The following is a 17,540-nucleotide window of genomic DNA, read 5'->3' as shown; positions in this document are numbered from 1 at the left end:
CACCTCTATTCTTCTACTTCGTTAAGCTCATCAATATTTTTATACTCCTCACTAACAAGCTTAATCTCTACTCGCCTATTTATAGCACGCCCTTCGGGTGTACTGTTGTCTATTAATGGACGATATTCTCCGTAACCCGTAGCGGCAATTTTAGAAGGGTCAATATTATGTTCTTTTATCAATCTATATCCAACCGCTATGGCTCTAGCTTGGGATAGTTCCCAGTTACTAGGATATCTAACGGTATTGATTGGTCTATTATCTGTATGACCTTCTATCTGTATTGTTTTATCTGCTAATAATTCCTTTACTTTTACAGATATAACATCAACTAATTTAACAGCATCAGGAGTTAATTCAGCATGTCCACTCTCAAATAATATCTCGCCTTCAATAGTAAGCTTAATAATATTTGAATTGTACTCTACTTCAACTTCGTTTTCGTATCCTTCTTTTTTTAAGTACTCGTTAATTTCTTCTGCATCTTTTTTAGCTTCTTTTAGTTTACTCTTAGTTATATCAGCATCTTCTTCACCTTCTTCTTCTAATGGTACTTTATTATCAAATATAGTCTTAAGACCATTTATCTGACTTATGCCATTAGATATTAATTCATTATCTGTAAGTGAAGTACCTCCAGGCATAATATCTATTTGGTTCTTAAAAGAGCTCATAGCAGCTTTGAATTTCGCAACATCAATACTTGACATTGAAAAAAGCAAAACAAAAAAACAAAGTAATAGGGTAACTAAATCTCCATATGTACTCATCCAAGCTGGTGAACCAGATTTACCTTCATCTGTCTTTCTCTTTCTACCCATTTATCTCACCCTCTTCACCATCTTGGTTTTTACTTATTTCATTTCTTAAGCTAGGAGCTAAGAAAGCTTTTAATTTTTCTTCAATTACTCGAGGGTTTTCTCCTGCTTGAATAGAAAGTAATCCTTCTATTGAAACTTCTTTTAAAAGTATTTCAGATTCACTTATAACTTTCATTTTATTTGCAAATGGTAATGCAATAAAATTGGCTAGTAGAGAACCGTACAATGTAGTTATCAAAGCAACTGACATATTACCACCAATTGTACTTGGATCATTCATTGTTTTTAACATGGCGATAAGTCCAATTAATGTACCTATCATACCCCAAGCAGGACCAAATTCTCCAACTTTTTCCCAAAAGCTTTGAACATTTTTATGTCTGCCTTCGATAAATACTAATTCTGTTTCAAGTATGTTCCTTACTAATTCAGGGTCAGTACCATCTACAATTAGTAGAATACCTTTTTTCATAAATTCATCATCAATAGATTCTGCAGCTTCTTCTAATGCAAGTAATCCTTCTTTTCTAGCAATATTAGATAATTCTATTATTTTTTTGATTATGTCTCCTTCATTAAGCTGTTTACTCTTAAATACTAATGATGCAGCTTTGATGGATTTAATAAAATCAGAAAGAGAATAAGATATTAAAGTCGCTGCGAATGCTCCACCAATGGTAATCATTACAGAAGCTGCATCAGTGAAACTTGATAAAGACCCTTTCATAAGTATTGAACTGATAATAAAGAAAATACCCGCGACCAAACCTCCAATAGTAGCTAAATCCAACGTTTTCACCTCACTTTAATAATTCTTGTTAATAGGCAATCTTTTTTACCCATTTAATACAGAAACTTAATTGCCTATTTATTCTATACTAAGTAAGGTTATAGATTAGTTTAATATATAATAACCTACTAAAGTAACAATAAGCATCTATGAATAATTGGTTATTGAATTTCTATACCAATTTTTCTTTTATATGTAATAACCTTATCTATAATCTCTTTAGTTGAATCCTTTGTTATGATTTTTTTACCAGTTGTCAAAGTTATTATAGTATTAGGTGTTTCCTCTATGACTTCTATCAAGTCCGAATTAATGACTATTTCCTCATTATTAAGCTTTGTAACATATATCATACAATCACCTTTTAATTTTTTATTAGTGGCTAGTGCAAAACTAGCCACTAATATATCAATTATTTATTAAATGTTATTATCGTTTAAGATTAACAAGTTCTTGAAGCATTTCATCTGAAGCAGTAATTATTCTTGAGTTAGCTTGGAATCCTCTTTGGGTAGTAATCATATCAGTAAATTCCCTTGATAAGTCTACGTTAGACATTTCAAGAACTCCACCATTGAGACTACCGCCATCCTCATTAACTGCCTTACCAATACCATCAAACTCTCCTGAGTTAGATGTAACTTGAAATAAGTTATTACCCACTTTTTGGAGACCAGCAGGATTTTGGAATTTCGCTACTGCGATTTGTCCCAATGTTTTAGTTTTACTATTAGAATATTTTGCAAGAATTTTCCCATCCGTTCCAATTTCAAAAGATGTTAATTTCCCAGCTGGTGAACCAGCTTCTAACTTATCTAAATCACCAGCTTTACCTTCAACGGTAGTTTTCCCTCCGATTTGAGTAAGGTTACTTAAATCGATTTTTATATCATCAAAATCAGCTGCAACTTTTTTATTAGTACTATCAATATTTTTAAGTGTAAGTTCGGCAGGATTCGGCGTATGAATTTTACCATTTTCATCAAATTCAATAGTAGTGTTAGGATCGTCACAAGATATATTATTACCATTTTCATCTTTTATTCCAGAACCAGGATCTACTGAAATTGAATATTTATCAGGATCTCCTGCGTTAGCTTTTACTACTGGTTTTATCCTAGCATTAACAGTATATTTATATCCCATACTATCGTATATGCTAAATGATACAAGAATTCCTTCAGGTTTTTTCAAATTAGGATCATTTTTATTAATATTTCCTGAAAAATTAGCTTTACTAGTTTTAGTAGGTTCAGAATACATGTTTTCTGGTGATAAAATCTTAATTGACTTAACCTTATCCTTTACTACATTTCCTGTTTTAGGATCAATTCCCCATCCCATTACATTTAAGCCTTCAGGATTACATAAATTACCTGAATTATCTAATCTAAAAGCACCAGCTCTACTAAATTTGAATCCTCCTCCATCTTTCACTATAAAGAATCCATCACCCTCAATTTTCATGTCAAGTGGATTATCAGTTCTCTGTGCAGCACCTTCAGTCATTAGTGTATCAATAGATGAAATATTAGCACCAAGTCCTACCTGCATAGGATTTCGACCACCTATAGAATCATTAGCCCCACTTGCACCTTGTAGAGTTTGACTAAATATTTCATTAAAAGTTACTCTTCCTGACTTAAAACCTGTAGTATTAACATTTGCAATATTGTTACCTATAACATCCATTCTAGTTTGGTGTATTCTTAATCCTGAAACACCAGAGTACATAGAACGCATCATAATAATAACCTCCCTTTATTCGTGCAGTCATATAATCTCATCTGTCAGTCAGAGATTAAAACCCCCTCTATGAGGTCCAGTTTATATAATGACAGCACCATCAATATTAGTAATAATTTTATTATCTTGTTCCGATTTTTCCATTGCTGTAACAACAGTCTTATTCTTAATATTAACAACTAATGCTACATCATCAATAAGAACTAACGAATCTTTAATTCCTTTTTCCTTTGCTTGATCTATGCCTTCATTAATTCTCTTTAACTGTTCGTCTGAAAATATAATTTTCCTTGAATTAAGACGCATATTAGCATGTTTTGAAAAATTCAGCTCATTAGCTTTATTTAATTTTTCTTGTAAAACCTTACTAAAACCATCAACTTTGGAATTATAATTACTATTAGTCTTAATTAGTTCTTTATTTATTTTTATCTTATTAGTTGAAACACTATACATAGAAGGATTAATCTTCATATTATTCACCTATTAGTATCTACTTACTTTTTTTAGTTTTTTCAGCATCGTCTTTATCTGAATCATCATCTTTTTTTTCTGGAGCATATTTCTGTTGTATTTTAGTAATATCTTTACTTATCTTTTCTAATTTTTTATTTAATTCTAGTAAATCTATAGGAGCTAAGACGCCTTCAACCTTTTCAAGTGGAACATCTACCTTGCCAACTTTTAGAAATACCTTACCGTTTTGCATAAATACTCCCCTAACTGTTCCTGCCACAGGAGTTACTTGCAACGTAACAGGGTTAACAACATTAGCAAAGATATCTTTATTCATTAATTCATATGCCCTAGATATTGAAGCACTTTTGTTTAAATTGTTCATCTGCTCTAAAGCTGAGAATTGTGCCATTTGTGCCAAGAAATCTTTATCTTGTGTAGGATTAAGTGGATCTTGGTATCTCATTTGAGTTACTAATAAATTAAGAAAAGCATCTTTATCTAAGTTATTATTGTTTTTATTTGTTTTCAAAGTATCAATACCATATTTTTCCATGATACCTTTAATAGCATTACCATCTGCCATAGTATATCCCTCCTTCCTTATACTGAATAATCAATAGAATTATTATCTTTTTCTACACTAGATGATATATTCTCATTATCTTCCACGACATCGTCATCCAAGCCATTATTAATTTTCATCATCTTAGCAGCTCTTCTTTTCTTATTATTATTTTCATTAAATTGCTTAGGATTATTGTTTTCATTAAACATATTATTATCAGTTACTACTACTTCTAGCTTGTCTACAATAATGCCTTGTTCTTGCAGTGACATTTTAAGATTTGCTAAGTTAGCTTCTATTAACTCTTTTACAGCTAGATTTTCAGCCATGAAATTAGCAGTAACAACACCTTCTTGGGTTTTTAGTGAAAAAGCAAGTTTTCCTAGATGTTCAGGTCTAAGTTGAATAAACATCTTATTTACATCATCAGTTAGATTCACTTTAAAACTAGATACAATTTGGTCAATTACTTCTTCAGTATTAATGTTATATGTAAGTATGTGTTTCTCACCACTTTGGTCAACAACTTCTACTTTTTGTACATTTTGATTGATTGTTATATTTTGTACATTGTTAGGAATCTCTTTACTACTATTACTTTCTACTTTTGTTTCGTCTTTTGCCATATCATTTTTTTCAGTTCTATTATCTGTTATCTCTATCTCTGTTATTTTTGTTGTTTGATTCTTAGCATTAGTTGATTCTTGTTCTGCTGAAGCAACTTGTTCCTTAGAAATATTTGTATCATTTGTTTCTGTTAATTGACTATTAGTGTTTTTTGTATTATTTGTTTCTTGCCTATTATTTGTTTTTTTATCACTTTCTTGATTCATTTCTGCAATAATCTTTTTTATGTCTTCTGTTTCTAAATTGCATTTTTCACTTAGAGTACCAAGCTCTGTTTTCAATTCTTTTACATTATCTGATACATCAGGTAACATTAATAGCTCTAGTGAATCTTCTACATTATACATTTCCATTAGAAAAGTATTAAGTTTGTCAGGCAAAAGCAAATCAAAAATAGTCATATTAAGCTGTGCTAACATTTCGTTTAATTGTTCTTCTGTAATATTCAACTTTTCAGTCACTTGTTCAACAATATCTGCTGCTAATTCCTCTAAATCGACTTTACTTTCAAGTTCATCTTCCACTGGCTTTTCAATATTTTTTATCTTATGTTGATTATTATTTGTGGGTTTAACCTTAGTACCAGGTTTCCCACCATTGTCCTGTTTTATTTTATTGTTTGTTTGTTGATTAAGTATTTTATTGAAATTACTGTCAGTATTTTTTTCATTGTTAGTTTTAACATTACTTTTAACTCCAACTGCTAAATCCATTTTATTGGCAACCATTGTAACCATTCTTTTCGCCTCCTTCCATATAACTTGAGAATACTAATTGATATCTCTTATTATTTTTTGGGAAACATATATTCAGTGATTTTTGCCGCTGTCTTTGTGTCCATAGCACCGAGTATAGCTCCCCGCTGTTCACTATCTATATTATTAAGGATTTGAACAACCATTTTCATTTTTGAAGATGTAGTTGTCATCTTCGCTAATATAGCAGCTGCATTAGCAGCTTTCATCTGTCCATATGATGATGCTATATCTAGAATTTCTTTGTCATATTTCTCAATTTGAATAGCTTCTGCATATATTTTTGCAGCATTCTCTGGTTTCATCTCTTCGTAAAAACTAATAAAATGACTGATATCTGGAACGCCTTCGCCAAATACTACTAATTCATCGAATTCTTTTTTCTTTTCGTCAAAATTTGCTTGATTCTCTTCAAAAACTTTTAACCTTACATTTTCGTCTTGTAATAATTTTATTTCTTCTGAGAGTTTTTCTATTTCAATTTCTTTATCTTTCAAAAGAGTTTCTGTAACCTTTAATCTTTCTATAGCTTCGTCAATATTTTCAAATGCATAGTTATCATCAGTTGTCACATCTTCACTCAATGTTTCTTCAATCACATTTGGTAAAATTTTATTTAATATTGGTATGTTTTTTAAAACTGGATGAGCATACTTGCTTCCAACATTACCTATATCTAGCTTAATAACAGCGCAGATACCACCTATTAATATGATTAATACAATTATTACTGCAATAATTTTACCAAAAGCTGATTTACTTTCTTTAAATTCAATACTTTCGTTTTCCATGAACGTACATTCCTTTCAGTCCACTAAAACTATAATGGCTTTATTAACGTATGTTACTTTGAAACAGCGAAAATATCACTGTTTTTTAGTCAATTTATTTTCTATATTTATAACTTACTATTTCATCCAAATGCTTTTGTTCTTCTTTACATTCTTCTTTGTAATACTCTTCATAAGCATTTTCTTTCAACTTTTCATACATCTTTTTTTCAATTAGAGCTTCTTTCAATTCATCTCTAATTAATTCAACTCTATTATTTGCCTTAGTAACAGTAATATTTTGTTCTAAGACTACATTGGTGTAATATTTATTTCTTTCTCCAAAATCTCTAATATCTTTTACTGCGACTCTATTACTAACCATTTTTTTATATAGGTTATTATTATTATCTCTTAGAGTAATAAACTGTGTTAATCTTTTTTCTTCTATTTCAAGTAATTGATTAGCATTGCTTAATTCCATACGCTTTTGTTCTTCAAATTTCTCTTTTATACTTAAGATATTTTGTAACCTGAATTGAAATTTAGCCATTACTTATCACTACTTTCTAAAAATATCTCTTCCATTTTATCTATCTCTTCATCAAAATTAAACTTTTCTTCTGTTTTTTGTTTCAAGTAATTGTTAACAAGTTTAATCTTGTCAATTGCATAATCAATATCTTCATTACTACCTCTAGAATATGCACCAATATTTATTAGATCTTCTACGTCTTTATAAGTTGCTAAAACAGTTTTCATATTGTTTGCCATATCTTTATGTCTATCATCTGCAACTTCTGACATAACTCTTGAAACACTTTGTAGAATATCAATGGCTGGATAATGATTTTTGTAGGCTAATTTCCTAGATAGCACAATGTGTCCATCAAGAATACCTCTCGCAGTATCAGTTATTGGTTCATTCATGTCATCACCATCAACCAGTACTGTATAAAGCCCTGTAATAGACCCTACTTCTGCATTTCCAGCTCTTTCTAACAGCTTCGGCATTACAGCAAATACAGATGGCGTATATCCTCTACTAACAGGAGGTTCCCCTATAGCTAATCCAATTTCTCTCTGAGCCATAGAAAATCTAGTTAAGGAATCCATCATCAGTAGAACATCTTTTCCTCTATCTCTAAAATACTCAGCTATCGCAGTAGCTGTACTAGCAGCCTTTTGCCTAACTAAAGCAGGTTTATCAGAAGTAGCAACTACTACTACTGACCTTTTTAACCCCTCTTCCCCTAAATCTCTCTCAATAAACTCTTTTACTTCTCTTCCTCTTTCTCCAATTAGTGCAATGACATTAATGTCAGCACTTGTATTTCTTGCAATCATACCTAACAATGTACTTTTTCCAACACCGCTTCCTGCAAAGATACCTACTCTTTGCCCCTTACCAATAGTCAATAAACCATCCACAGCTTTTACACCAATAGGTAATACTTCTTTAATTCTTTTTCTTTTAAGAGGTTCTGGAGGTTCATTATGTATACTGTAATTTGTATCAGTATAGATCATTTCTTTATCATCAATAGGATTACCTAATCCATCTAACACTCTACCTAATAGTTTATCACCAACAGCTACCGTAAGGGTTTGTCCAAGAGCCTCAACAGTACTTCCTAATCCAACACCTTCTAAATCCCCTAAGGGCATAAGCAATATTCTATTTTCCTTAAATCCAACAACCTCTGCTAAAACGTGTCCTTTATCAATACCTGAATGAATAAGACATAATCCTCCCATTCGAACCTTTGGACCTAATGACTCAATAGTCAATCCTACTACTCTTGTAACCCTTCCTAGATGTCTAATATAAGAATTACTTATAAGTGTCTCATATTTGTTAAAATCAATACTTTCCATAAGTTTCATCCTCTTAAGAATTTAAACTATTTGCTATAAGCTTCAAATCCGATGTTAAGCCACTTAGTCTAGTGTTAAAGCTACAATCTAGATTTCCTAACTTAGTTTCTATAAAACATTCATTAGACTCTAATGTATTATCTTTAATAATCTCAACATTAACAGTTTGACTTATTTCTTCGCATAACTTATCATTATTATCGTTAACATAATCAAAATCATCGGGTGATATATGAACAATCAGATCATCTAATGTCTCAATTTCCGAAAAACCTTTTTTAATTAGATAAATAATTATTTCCTCTTTTTCAATTACATAATCAGTTAGGTTTTTAACTAGTTCAATTAAGATGTTAACCATCTTAGGTTCTATATCACTAATTATTTCTTCTTTTTTGTCATATGCTTGTTGTAATATTTGGTCAGCTTCATTTTTTAAACGTATTGCTTCTTGTTCACCCTTATTAATACCATCTTTATATCCGTCCTCTAGTGCCTTCTTGTAAGCTTCTTCAGTAATATCTATTGCACTTCTCTTAGCTTCTTCAACTATACTCTGAGCATCTCCCATTGCTTTATTTATAATATCATTTGCAACTTGCTCAGCTTGTTTCTTTTGTTTTTCAATAGATTTATTAATCTTAGCTACACTAGTATGTATATCTTCTTCATTATTATCATTGATGTTATTTTTATTATTTTCACCAATAATCTTTTTATTATTAGAGGCATAATTTATAAATGGTGATTTGATAATACTAGACAATTATCTCGTCACCTCCACCTCTAGAGATAACAATTTCGCCAGCATCTTCTAATTTTCTAATTATACTAACAATCTTTTGCTGTGCTTCTTCTACATCTTTAAGTCTAACAGGTCCCATATATTCCATATCTTCTTTTATCATCGTTGCTAAACGCTTAGATAAATTATTAAATATAGTATTTTGTACTTCTTCTCCTGCACCTTTTAATGCTGTTGCTAACTCATTATTATCCACATCACGAAGTATAGTCTGAATTGATCTACTATCAAGTGATAAGATATCTTCAAATACAAACATTTTCTTCCTTATTTCTTCAGCAAGTTCTGTATTCTCGATTTCTAATGTTTCCATAATATTCTTTTCTGTAGATCTATCAACAGAATTTAATATCTGAACAATAGAATCAACACCACCGACAACTGTATAATCTTGAGTAACCAATGAAGATAGTTTTCTCTCTAATACATTTTCTACATCCTTTATAACATCTGGTGATGTTCTATCCATTTCAGCTATTCTCCTTGCAACATCCGCTTGTTTTTCCTGGGGTAACGAAGCAAGTATCATTGCTGATTGAGATGGACTTAAATACGATAAGATAAGTGCAATTGTCTGATTATGCTCATCTTGAATAAAGTTAAGAAGTTGACTAGGTTCTGTCTTTCTAACAAATTCAAAAGGTCTAACTTGTAATGATGCAGTAAGTCTTCCAATAACCTGTTTTGCTTTATCAGAACCAAGAGCATGTTCAAGAAGCTCTTTGGCATATCCTATTCCACCTTCTGCTATATATTGTTGAGCTAAACACACCTCATAAAAATCTTGTAATACAGCCTCTTTGTCTTTTGGAGAAACACTTCTCGTATTTGCTATTTCAAGAGTTAATTGTTCGATTTCCTCTTCTTTTAGATGTTTAAATACTTTTGATGATTTCTCAGGACCTAAAGCAATTAGCAATATAGCCGCTTTTTGTATTCCTTTTAAATCTCTATTAGCCATATCATTATCACTCCCAATCTTCATTCAGCCAATTTCTAAGCAACTGTGCTACTGCATCAGGTTTCTCATCAACGAATTTTTCTATTTGGATTCTTGTATCTGATTTATCATCAAATTCAATCTCTTCTAGATCTTGTTGTTCTCTGGTACTTGCTAACATATCTTCAACAGATAATTCAGGTTGTATCTCAGTAACTTCCACTGGTTCAGTACCTTTATAAACTGCGTATCCAAGCAATGCTATCATAATTACAATAATAGCGATAAAGATATAATCTGTAATAGGCTTCTTCTTAACTGAAATAGGAATAAATGTAGGAACTTCATAACCTATTATCTCAACCTTTGAACCATTAGTAGCATTCTTGATAAGAGATATAAGGTCACCATCAATAGTAATTTTCTTCGATTCGCTATTCATTGCCTTATATTCTTCCCATGATATGTTATCTAAAACACCCTGCTTTTTCAAAAGTGCTTGATCATATATTTTATATTTTTTAGCTGATATTGATACAGATGATTCATTATATTTTATATTTCCTATATGTTTAGTTTCATTTGTAACAGTTTTACTCACATCATAATCTACTTTATCTATTTTGGTACTGCTATCAGAATTACTATTGTTTGGCACAAGGTAATCGGTAGTACCATTATTAGAGTCTGTTCCAGGTATACCAGATGGTGTCTGATTAGAACCTTCTGATATATAATGATACTCAGATGAAGGTATCCCCTTTGATTGTCCTTCTGGAGTAGCATATTCTTCTTTTATGGAAGACTGAGCATCAAAATCAATAATTAGATCTGCTGTAACTACAGCATCATCAAACTCTCCTAATAAAATAGACAAAACATCTTTTTCTATTTTATTTTCCATTGTTACTTCATAATTAATTTTCTTATTCAGACTTGATCCATTAGCATCAATATCTTCACCGTAGTATAACATTTCACCAGAATTATTAAGTATTCTTACATTTTTAAGAGCTAAATTTTCTACAGAAGATGCTAAAAAGTTAGCAATACCAACTACTTGCTCATCTGTAAGTTCATGTGACGTAGTAAGTATAGCAGATGCTTTAGCTTCTTTCACATCATCAAATATTGTTCTATCTTGATCTGGTGTAACTAATTTAACTACAGCTGATTCAACATCTTCAATAACAGATATTTTATCTCCTAGTTCATTTTCAAATGCTAATTTGTGTTTTGCTCTTTTTTCTGCTTCAGTAGTACTAAGACTAGAATTAAAAGCCTCTTTATATGTCATACCAGTATTTGATATGATACCCATACTATCTAATGCCATCTGAGCATCTTGCTTTCTCTTTTTATCAACATATACTGAAGAAGCATTGTCTCGAACTTCATATTTTATACCTTGTTCTTGTAATAAAGTTTTTACTTGGTTAGTAGTTTTTGGTTCCAATCCTGAAACAAAGGGAACCATTCTTGTTTTATTAAGTGCTATTGTCAATATACTCAATGCAATAACCGTTACTACCACAGCTGCAATTATTTGCAACTTCTGTTTTTTGTCAAACTTGTTCCAGAACCCGGTTATTTGGTCTGAAATTTTACTTATAAAACCAGGCATATGTACACCCCTTTAACATAAATCACACATCCATTTTCTAACTTAGTTTAGGTTTGACATCTAAATATTATTTAGACTTGCATACGCATTATTTCATTATATGCATCAAGTAATTTATCTCTTAATTTTACTGTATATTGTAATGCTACTGAAGCTTTTTCTGATGCGATTAGAACATCAACAAAATTATCAGTTTTTCCTGCAGCAAAATCTGTAGTTACTTGCTCGGATTTCTTCTGCAATTGATTAGTATCATCTATTAATCCAATTGCTGCTTTGTAGATATCCTCAAATAATTGTCCAGATTCTTTTTCTCTCTTATTTCCATTGGATATAAGATTATTAATGCTGCTAATATCCCCAATCTGAATTCCCATTTTGCATCTCTCCAATCATCTCATTTATGTTAATCTCTTATTTGCCAATTTCTAAAGATTTCATTGCCATTGATTTAGTTGCATTCATTGCAGTCACATTAGCTTCATAGGAACGATTGGCCGAAATCATATTAACCATTTCTTCGACTGTATTAACATTAGGCATTAATACATATCCATCCTTGTCAGCTTCTGGATGATTAGGGTTATACACTCTTTTAAGCGGTTTGGTATCTTCTATGATCTTGGATACCTTAACTCCTGAAGCTGTATAATTGTCAATTGAATCATTAAGTATGGAACTGAAATTATTACTTTTTTGTTCTTCAAAAAGTAAAACTTTTCTCTTATATGGTCCACCATCTTTAGTTTTAGTAGTATTAATATTAGCAATGTTTTGGGAAATAATGTCCATCCTTAGCCTTTGGGCTGTTAAGCCTGTTGCACTAACATTCATTGAATTAAAAAAAGACATATTCTTTTACCTCCAATCATAATTAATATTTATATAACATATACACCTTTTATTCGTAATTAACGACTTAAAACTGATTTAATTCTACTAAAATCATTTGATACTTGATCAACTAAAACGTTGAATCTAATTTGATTTTTTGTAAGTTCTGTCATTTCTGTGTCGATATTTACATTATTTCCATCTAATCTATAACTTAGATTTGATTTATCGACAACTACTTGTGGTGTTAATGCATTAATATCTATATCTGATAGCTTATTATTAGATAGTAATGCCTCTTGTAATAAGCCTTCAAATTTAACATCTTTCCTTTTATAACCTGGTGTATCTTCATTAGCAATATTTTCTGAAATTACATTGTGCCTCATCAAACTCGCATTTAAAGATTTACTTAGAATATTAATTCCATTATACATATTATTACTTATCATAATTCCACCTGCCTTTTTTATCCATTAATATTAATTATAATTTATATGTCGAAAATTGCAAGGCTTTTGTAATGAGCAATTAGACTTAATTAATACTAATCTAATAAATAAGACTTAATAATTAATTTAAGTTATTAAATACTCAATTATCTCTTCCAAAAAAATACTTTTATCCTATATATTGTATCAGTTTATGTCATAATATACAATATATACTTAACAATTTTTGAAAATATTACCTAGAATTTACAGTAATAGTTTTTTCTGTAACCAAAAAAAGAAAGCTCTTATCAAGCTTTCTTTCCTTATTAAAAAATCTTATAGTTTCTTGAGTTCATCAATCAATACGTTATTAAGAACCTTAATATAAGTTCCTTTCATACCTAGTGAACGAGATTCAATAACTCCTGCACTCTCGAATTTTCGAAGTGCATTAACAATTACAGATCTAGTAATTCCAACTCTATCAGCTATTTTACTTGCAACTAATATGCCCTCACTACCATTCAATTCTTCAAAAATATGAGTAATTGCTTCTTGTTCTGAGAATGATAATGTACCAATTGCAGATTTAACAATAGTAGTTTTTCTAATTTCTTCTGTGTTTTCTTCGTTAATTGATCTCATGATTTCTAGTCCTACAACAGTAGCACCATATTCACTTAATATTATGTCCTCAATGTCATAGGAAGCATTATTCTTATATAGGAATAAAGTTCCAAGTCTTTCTCCCGCAATATCTATTGGAATAATAATTCCAATATAATTGTTTGTGTTTACGTTTGAAGAGAACCCTAATGTTTCAAGATTAACATTTTCTTTAGTTGATAAAACATTTAATAGTCTCTCGTTTAAATTTTCATCAATACATGCTCCTAGTTTATCTTGTAACAACTCTTCAATAATACCAATCTCTTCTCTGTTATGAAGTCCTAGTAATTTGCCCTTTTTACTAATAACTAATGCATTAGAATATAAAATATCACTAAGCACTTCACATATGTCGGTAAATATTACCCTTTGTGTACCTGTTCTTTGCAATAATCTGTTGATCTTTCTTGTTTTATCCAGTAGTTGTACACTCATTAAATTTTTCCCTCCTAAATTATTATGCTATTAAGCTAAAGCATCAACCAAGCTGCATATTTTATTATATTACGAAGCTTCTAAATATTCAAGTATATATTTATAATTGACGCTATTACTTAGCTTTTTTCAACTCCAAAGTAACTGCCCTAGAATTTTATTTCTAATTACTTTGACAATTTTTATGAATAACAAAATTATTATTCATGTTCTTCCTTTTCTTTTAGAACGCTATAATTACATTCTTCGTTGTTACATTTTAGATATTTGCCCTTTTCAACCATAATAGTTCCACACTTAGGACATATTTCCTTAGTAGGTCTATTCCAAGTCATAAAATCACATTCTGGGTTATTTTCACACCCATAATATCTTCTGCCCTTTTTAGTCTTTTTGATAAAGATCTCGCCACTACATTTAGGGCATGATACACCTTCAACTTTTTCATATAAAGGTTTAGCATTTCTGCATTCTGGAAAACCAGGACACGCTAAAAACTTACCGTATCTACCAATTTTGATTACCATGTTTCTACCACATTTATCACACAGAACATCAGAAACTTCATCCTTTATTTCAATTTTGCCTATTTTTTCTTCAGCATATTCAATTGTTTCATAAAAACTTGGATAAAATTTTCGAAGTACTTCTTTCCATTGTATATTTCCAGTCTCAACTTCATCTAGTTCTTTTTCCAGTGCTGCTGTAAATTTAACATTTACTATATCTTTAAAATATTTTCCCATTATGTCATTAACTATTTCTCCTAGCTCTGTAGGGAAGATATTTTTCTTCTCTTTTGAAACGTAGCCTCTTTTTTGAATGGTAGATATAGTTGGTGCATAGGTACTTGGTCGCCCAACACCATTTTCTTCTAATGTCTTTACTAAGGATGCTTCTGTATATCTAGGTGCTGGTTGAGTAAAATGCTGTTTTTTGCTCAACTCTATTATATTTAAATTAGAATCTTTATTAATATTACCAATTTTTTGGTTGTCTTCTTTATCATCTGAGATATTATATACTTTTAAAAATCCATCGAAGATTAAAACAGAACCAGAAGCATTGAATCTGTAATCTCCTCCATTAATTTTAATTGATTTTGTAGCATATTTTGCAGGTTTCATTCTACTTGCAATAAATCTGTTGTAAATCAACTTATATAATCTCAATTGATCCCTTGATAATGATTCTTTTATATCGTCAGGATAAATCTCAACATAAGTTGGCCTTATAGCTTCATGGGCATCTTGAACATTATTCTTTTTATTGCTCGAGATTTTATTATTATTTACATACTCTTCTCCAAAACTACTTGAAATATATTCTTTTACAGCTTTATCTGCATCATCAGATATACGAGTTGAATCAGTACGAAGATAAGTAATAAGTCCTACAGTACCTTTTCCCTTTACATCTATACCTTCATATAGCTGTTGAGCTATTCTCATTGATTTTGAAGTTGTAAAATTAAGTTTTTTAGCAGCTTCTTGTTGAAGAGTACTCGTAATAAACGGTAGAAGTGGTTTTTTTAGTCTTTCACTTTCTTTAACATCACTTACAATATATTCTTTGTCCTTAAGGTATTCAATTATTTCATCAACCTGTTCTTTAGAAGATATCTTCATTTTTTTACTTTTTCCATAGAATGTTGCAGTAAATTCGTCTTTTGACTTCGTATCTTGCAACTTGGCGTCTAATGACCAATATTCTTCTGGTATAAAACTGTTAATTTCTTCTTCCCTATCACAAATCAGTTTTAGAGCAGTTGACTGGACCCTTCCTGCACTGAGTCCTTTTTTTATCTTTTTCCATAGTAGTGGGCTAATCTTATAACCGACTATTCTGTCGAGTATCCTTCTAGCCTGTTGAGCATCAACCAAATCCATGTTAATTTCTCTAGCCTGTTTTATAGAATTTTTAACTGCATTTTTTGTTATTTCATTAAAAGTTATTCTGTAAAATTTTTTGTTTTCTAACTTTAGAGAAAATAATAAGTGCCATGATATCGCTTCACCTTCACGGTCAGGGTCAGTAGCGAGAAAAACTTTGTTAGCCTTTTTTACTTCTTTTCTAAGATGTTTTAGGAGCTCTCCTTTACCTCTTATAGTAATATATTTCGGTTCAAAATCATTTTCTACGTCTACCCCTAACTGACTTTTGGGCAAATCTCTTACATGTCCCATTGAAGCTTCAACTTTATAATTACTACCTAAAAATTTTTTTATAGTTTTTGCTTTTGCAGGCGATTCAACTATTACTAAATTCTTTGCCATTTTTACCCTCCACTACAATTTTTTAATAAAATATTTGTTTGGCAGTTGTTTTATTACGCCCTTAAGTTCCAGCTTTGTTAATATCAACCCAAGTTCATCAATTGGTATATTTGACTTAATATGTATATCGTCAATAAATAAAGGTTCTAAACTTAAACAAGAATACACTATTTTTTCAATTTCTGCAAGTCCCAAAGTAATATTTTCTGAATTTTTTTGTTTTTCCTTGGTGAAAATCACAGAAATTTCATCTAAAATATCATCAATATTGGTTACCAATTTAGCACCCATTTTTATTAAATTATTAGTACCTTCACTTAGCTTATCTGTTATCCTGCCAGGAATACTATAGACATCTTTTCCTTGATCTAGTGCTTGGTCTGCTGTTATTAGAGAACCGCTTTTTCCTGCAGCTTCAATAACTAATACCCCATCACTTATTCCACTTATAATTCTATTTCTTAGCGGAAAATTACCTGGTTTTGGAATTTGATTAACTGGAAATTCAGATATTAGAGCGCCTTTATGACAAATGTCATCCATTAATTTATAATTTTCCTTTGGATAACATATATTAACACCTGACCCAAGTACAGCATATGTTTTGCCCCCGCCTTCCAACGCACCTTTATGAGCAGCAGTATCAATGCCTCTTGCCATTCCACTTATAATTATAATTCCCATTTTCGCTAATTCTCTTCCAAAAAGTTTTGCAACTTCTCTACCATATTCAGTACACCTTCTAGCGCCAACTATAGCCAAGATTGGAGAATCATCTTTTATATCTCCTTTTACATAAATACCATAGGGATAATCATAAATATTTTTTAATTTTTCTGGGTATAAATCATCATCAATAGAATAAAAATTAATGTTACTCTTTTTTATTCTGTTATAATATTCTATTATCTTTTCTTTATTTCTAGACTGGATAATAGCCTTTCTGTCTATTTCTCTTAGGCCTTTTACTTCGTTCAGTTCATCAGTTGCTTCCCAAATATACTTTGGTTCATCAAAGTAATTTAATAGATATTTTATTTTTTTCAGCCCAATACCTTTTATGTTATTTAACCATAACCAATAGTGTTCCTTTTCCATAACACTCCCCATAC

General features: G+C 30.6%; 19 protein-coding genes. All 19 read right to left on the bottom strand.

The annotated features are described in order from the left end of the window. Window positions 1-5: 5 nt before the first annotated feature. A complete protein-coding gene (locus tag N4A55_RS13065) occupies window positions 6-821 on the bottom strand; it encodes a flagellar motor protein MotB (protein ID WP_293757110.1) in 816 nt (271 codons plus the stop codon). Next, window positions 814-1,620 (bottom strand): motility protein A, encoded by an 807-nt coding sequence (locus N4A55_RS13060; protein WP_443083835.1) that lies wholly within the window; start codon window positions 1,618-1,620, stop codon window positions 814-816. Before N4A55_RS13060 ends, N4A55_RS13065 begins: the two co-directional genes overlap by 8 nt. A gap of 152 nt (window positions 1,621-1,772) precedes the next feature. Further along, window positions 1,773-1,964, bottom strand: coding sequence for a flagellar FlbD family protein (locus N4A55_RS13055; RefSeq protein ID WP_293757106.1), 192 nt, complete (start codon window positions 1,962-1,964; stop codon window positions 1,773-1,775). A 76-nt stretch (window positions 1,965-2,040) separates the two neighbouring features. Then, a complete protein-coding gene (locus N4A55_RS13050) occupies window positions 2,041-3,357 on the bottom strand; it encodes a flagellar hook protein FlgE (RefSeq protein ID WP_293757104.1) in 1,317 nt (438 codons plus the stop codon). 81 nt (window positions 3,358-3,438) lie between these two features. Next, window positions 3,439-3,831 carry a TIGR02530 family flagellar biosynthesis protein gene (locus tag N4A55_RS13045; protein ID WP_293757102.1) on the bottom strand — a complete coding sequence of 131 codons (393 nt, stop codon included), beginning with the start codon at window positions 3,829-3,831 and terminating at the stop codon, window positions 3,439-3,441. A gap of 19 nt (window positions 3,832-3,850) precedes the next feature. Beyond that, a complete protein-coding gene (locus N4A55_RS13040) occupies window positions 3,851-4,399 on the bottom strand; it encodes a flagellar hook capping FlgD N-terminal domain-containing protein (protein WP_293757100.1) in 549 nt (182 codons plus the stop codon). A 17-nt stretch (window positions 4,400-4,416) separates the two neighbouring features. Next, window positions 4,417-5,745, bottom strand: a complete 1,329-nt coding sequence (locus tag N4A55_RS13035) for a flagellar hook-length control protein FliK (RefSeq protein ID WP_293757098.1) — start codon at window positions 5,743-5,745, stop codon at window positions 4,417-4,419. Window positions 5,746-5,795: 50 nt separating this feature from the next. Then, entirely contained in the window at window positions 5,796-6,554 is a 759-nt protein-coding gene (locus N4A55_RS13030; RefSeq protein ID WP_293757096.1) for a hypothetical protein, read from the bottom strand. A 94-nt stretch (window positions 6,555-6,648) separates the two neighbouring features. Then, window positions 6,649-7,086, bottom strand: coding sequence for a flagellar export protein FliJ (gene fliJ / locus N4A55_RS13025; protein ID WP_293757094.1), 438 nt, complete (start codon window positions 7,084-7,086; stop codon window positions 6,649-6,651). Then, window positions 7,086-8,411 carry a flagellar protein export ATPase FliI gene (fliI, locus tag N4A55_RS13020; protein WP_293757092.1) on the bottom strand — a complete coding sequence of 442 codons (1,326 nt, stop codon included), beginning with the start codon at window positions 8,409-8,411 and terminating at the stop codon, window positions 7,086-7,088. The genes fliJ and fliI overlap by 1 nt, the downstream gene beginning before the upstream one ends. 13 nt (window positions 8,412-8,424) lie before the next feature. After that, on the bottom strand, window positions 8,425-9,177 hold the full coding sequence (locus N4A55_RS13015; protein WP_293757090.1) for a FliH/SctL family protein: 753 nt from the start codon (window positions 9,175-9,177) through the stop codon (window positions 8,425-8,427). Then, window positions 9,170-10,177: a flagellar motor switch protein FliG gene (gene fliG, locus N4A55_RS13010; protein WP_293757088.1), complete on the bottom strand. Its 1,008-nt coding sequence runs from the start codon at window positions 10,175-10,177 to the stop codon at window positions 9,170-9,172. The genes N4A55_RS13015 and fliG overlap by 8 nt, the downstream gene beginning before the upstream one ends. A 7-nt stretch (window positions 10,178-10,184) precedes the next feature. After that, window positions 10,185-11,780 carry a flagellar M-ring protein FliF C-terminal domain-containing protein gene (locus N4A55_RS13005; protein ID WP_293757086.1) on the bottom strand — a complete coding sequence of 532 codons (1,596 nt, stop codon included), beginning with the start codon at window positions 11,778-11,780 and terminating at the stop codon, window positions 10,185-10,187. Window positions 11,781-11,851: 71 nt separating this feature from the next. Beyond that, window positions 11,852-12,157 carry a flagellar hook-basal body complex protein FliE gene (gene fliE / locus N4A55_RS13000; RefSeq protein WP_293757084.1) on the bottom strand — a complete coding sequence of 102 codons (306 nt, stop codon included), beginning with the start codon at window positions 12,155-12,157 and terminating at the stop codon, window positions 11,852-11,854. 37 nt (window positions 12,158-12,194) lie between these two features. Beyond that, window positions 12,195-12,632 (bottom strand): flagellar basal body rod protein FlgC, encoded by a 438-nt coding sequence (flgC, locus tag N4A55_RS12995; protein ID WP_293757082.1) that lies wholly within the window; start codon window positions 12,630-12,632, stop codon window positions 12,195-12,197. A gap of 59 nt (window positions 12,633-12,691) precedes the next feature. Then, a complete protein-coding gene (gene flgB / locus N4A55_RS12990) occupies window positions 12,692-13,066 on the bottom strand; it encodes a flagellar basal body rod protein FlgB (RefSeq protein WP_293757080.1) in 375 nt (124 codons plus the stop codon). Window positions 13,067-13,384: 318 nt separating this feature from the next. Further along, window positions 13,385-14,152 (bottom strand): GTP-sensing pleiotropic transcriptional regulator CodY, encoded by a 768-nt coding sequence (codY, locus tag N4A55_RS12985; protein WP_293757078.1) that lies wholly within the window; start codon window positions 14,150-14,152, stop codon window positions 13,385-13,387. 200 nt (window positions 14,153-14,352) lie between these two features. Then, window positions 14,353-16,428, bottom strand: a complete 2,076-nt coding sequence (topA, locus tag N4A55_RS12980) for a type I DNA topoisomerase (protein ID WP_293757076.1) — start codon at window positions 16,426-16,428, stop codon at window positions 14,353-14,355. 12 nt (window positions 16,429-16,440) lie between these two features. Then, window positions 16,441-17,538, bottom strand: coding sequence for a DNA-processing protein DprA (dprA, locus tag N4A55_RS12975; RefSeq protein WP_293757074.1), 1,098 nt, complete (start codon window positions 17,536-17,538; stop codon window positions 16,441-16,443). Window positions 17,539-17,540 lie beyond the last annotated feature (2 nt).

This window comes from Vallitalea sp. (assembly GCF_025211055.1).
In the GTDB taxonomy this organism is placed as follows: domain Bacteria; phylum Bacillota; class Clostridia; order Lachnospirales; family Vallitaleaceae; genus Vallitalea.
Note: the sequence above shows the minus strand (reverse complement) of the source record. Positions and strands in the feature narration are given on the sequence as shown.

Coding starts and splice junctions, on each gene's coding strand:
- N4A55_RS13065 (WP_293757110.1), bottom strand. CDS start 821: ATGGGTAGAAAGAGAAAGACAGATGAAGGTAAATCTGGTTCACCAGCT.
- N4A55_RS13040 (WP_293757100.1), bottom strand. CDS start 4,399: ATGGCAGATGGTAATGCTATTAAAGGTATCATGGAAAAATATGGTATT.
- fliE (WP_293757084.1), bottom strand. CDS start 12,157: ATGGGAATTCAGATTGGGGATATTAGCAGCATTAATAATCTTATATCC.
- N4A55_RS13035 (WP_293757098.1), bottom strand. CDS start 5,745: ATGGTTACAATGGTTGCCAATAAAATGGATTTAGCAGTTGGAGTTAAA.
- codY (WP_293757078.1), bottom strand. CDS start 14,152: ATGAGTGTACAACTACTGGATAAAACAAGAAAGATCAACAGATTATTG.
- N4A55_RS13050 (WP_293757104.1), bottom strand. CDS start 3,357: ATGATGCGTTCTATGTACTCTGGTGTTTCAGGATTAAGAATACACCAA.
- flgC (WP_293757082.1), bottom strand. CDS start 12,632: ATGTCTTTTTTTAATTCAATGAATGTTAGTGCAACAGGCTTAACAGCC.
- fliG (WP_293757088.1), bottom strand. CDS start 10,177: ATGGCTAATAGAGATTTAAAAGGAATACAAAAAGCGGCTATATTGCTA.
- flgB (WP_293757080.1), bottom strand. CDS start 13,066: ATGATAAGTAATAATATGTATAATGGAATTAATATTCTAAGTAAATCT.
- fliJ (WP_293757094.1), bottom strand. CDS start 7,086: ATGGCTAAATTTCAATTCAGGTTACAAAATATCTTAAGTATAAAAGAG.
- dprA (WP_293757074.1), bottom strand. CDS start 17,538: ATGGGGAGTGTTATGGAAAAGGAACACTATTGGTTATGGTTAAATAAC.
- N4A55_RS13030 (WP_293757096.1), bottom strand. CDS start 6,554: ATGGAAAACGAAAGTATTGAATTTAAAGAAAGTAAATCAGCTTTTGGT.
- fliI (WP_293757092.1), bottom strand. CDS start 8,411: ATGGAAAGTATTGATTTTAACAAATATGAGACACTTATAAGTAATTCT.
- N4A55_RS13005 (WP_293757086.1), bottom strand. CDS start 11,780: ATGCCTGGTTTTATAAGTAAAATTTCAGACCAAATAACCGGGTTCTGG.
- N4A55_RS13045 (WP_293757102.1), bottom strand. CDS start 3,831: ATGAAGATTAATCCTTCTATGTATAGTGTTTCAACTAATAAGATAAAA.
- topA (WP_293757076.1), bottom strand. CDS start 16,428: ATGGCAAAGAATTTAGTAATAGTTGAATCGCCTGCAAAAGCAAAAACT.
- N4A55_RS13055 (WP_293757106.1), bottom strand. CDS start 1,964: ATGATATATGTTACAAAGCTTAATAATGAGGAAATAGTCATTAATTCG.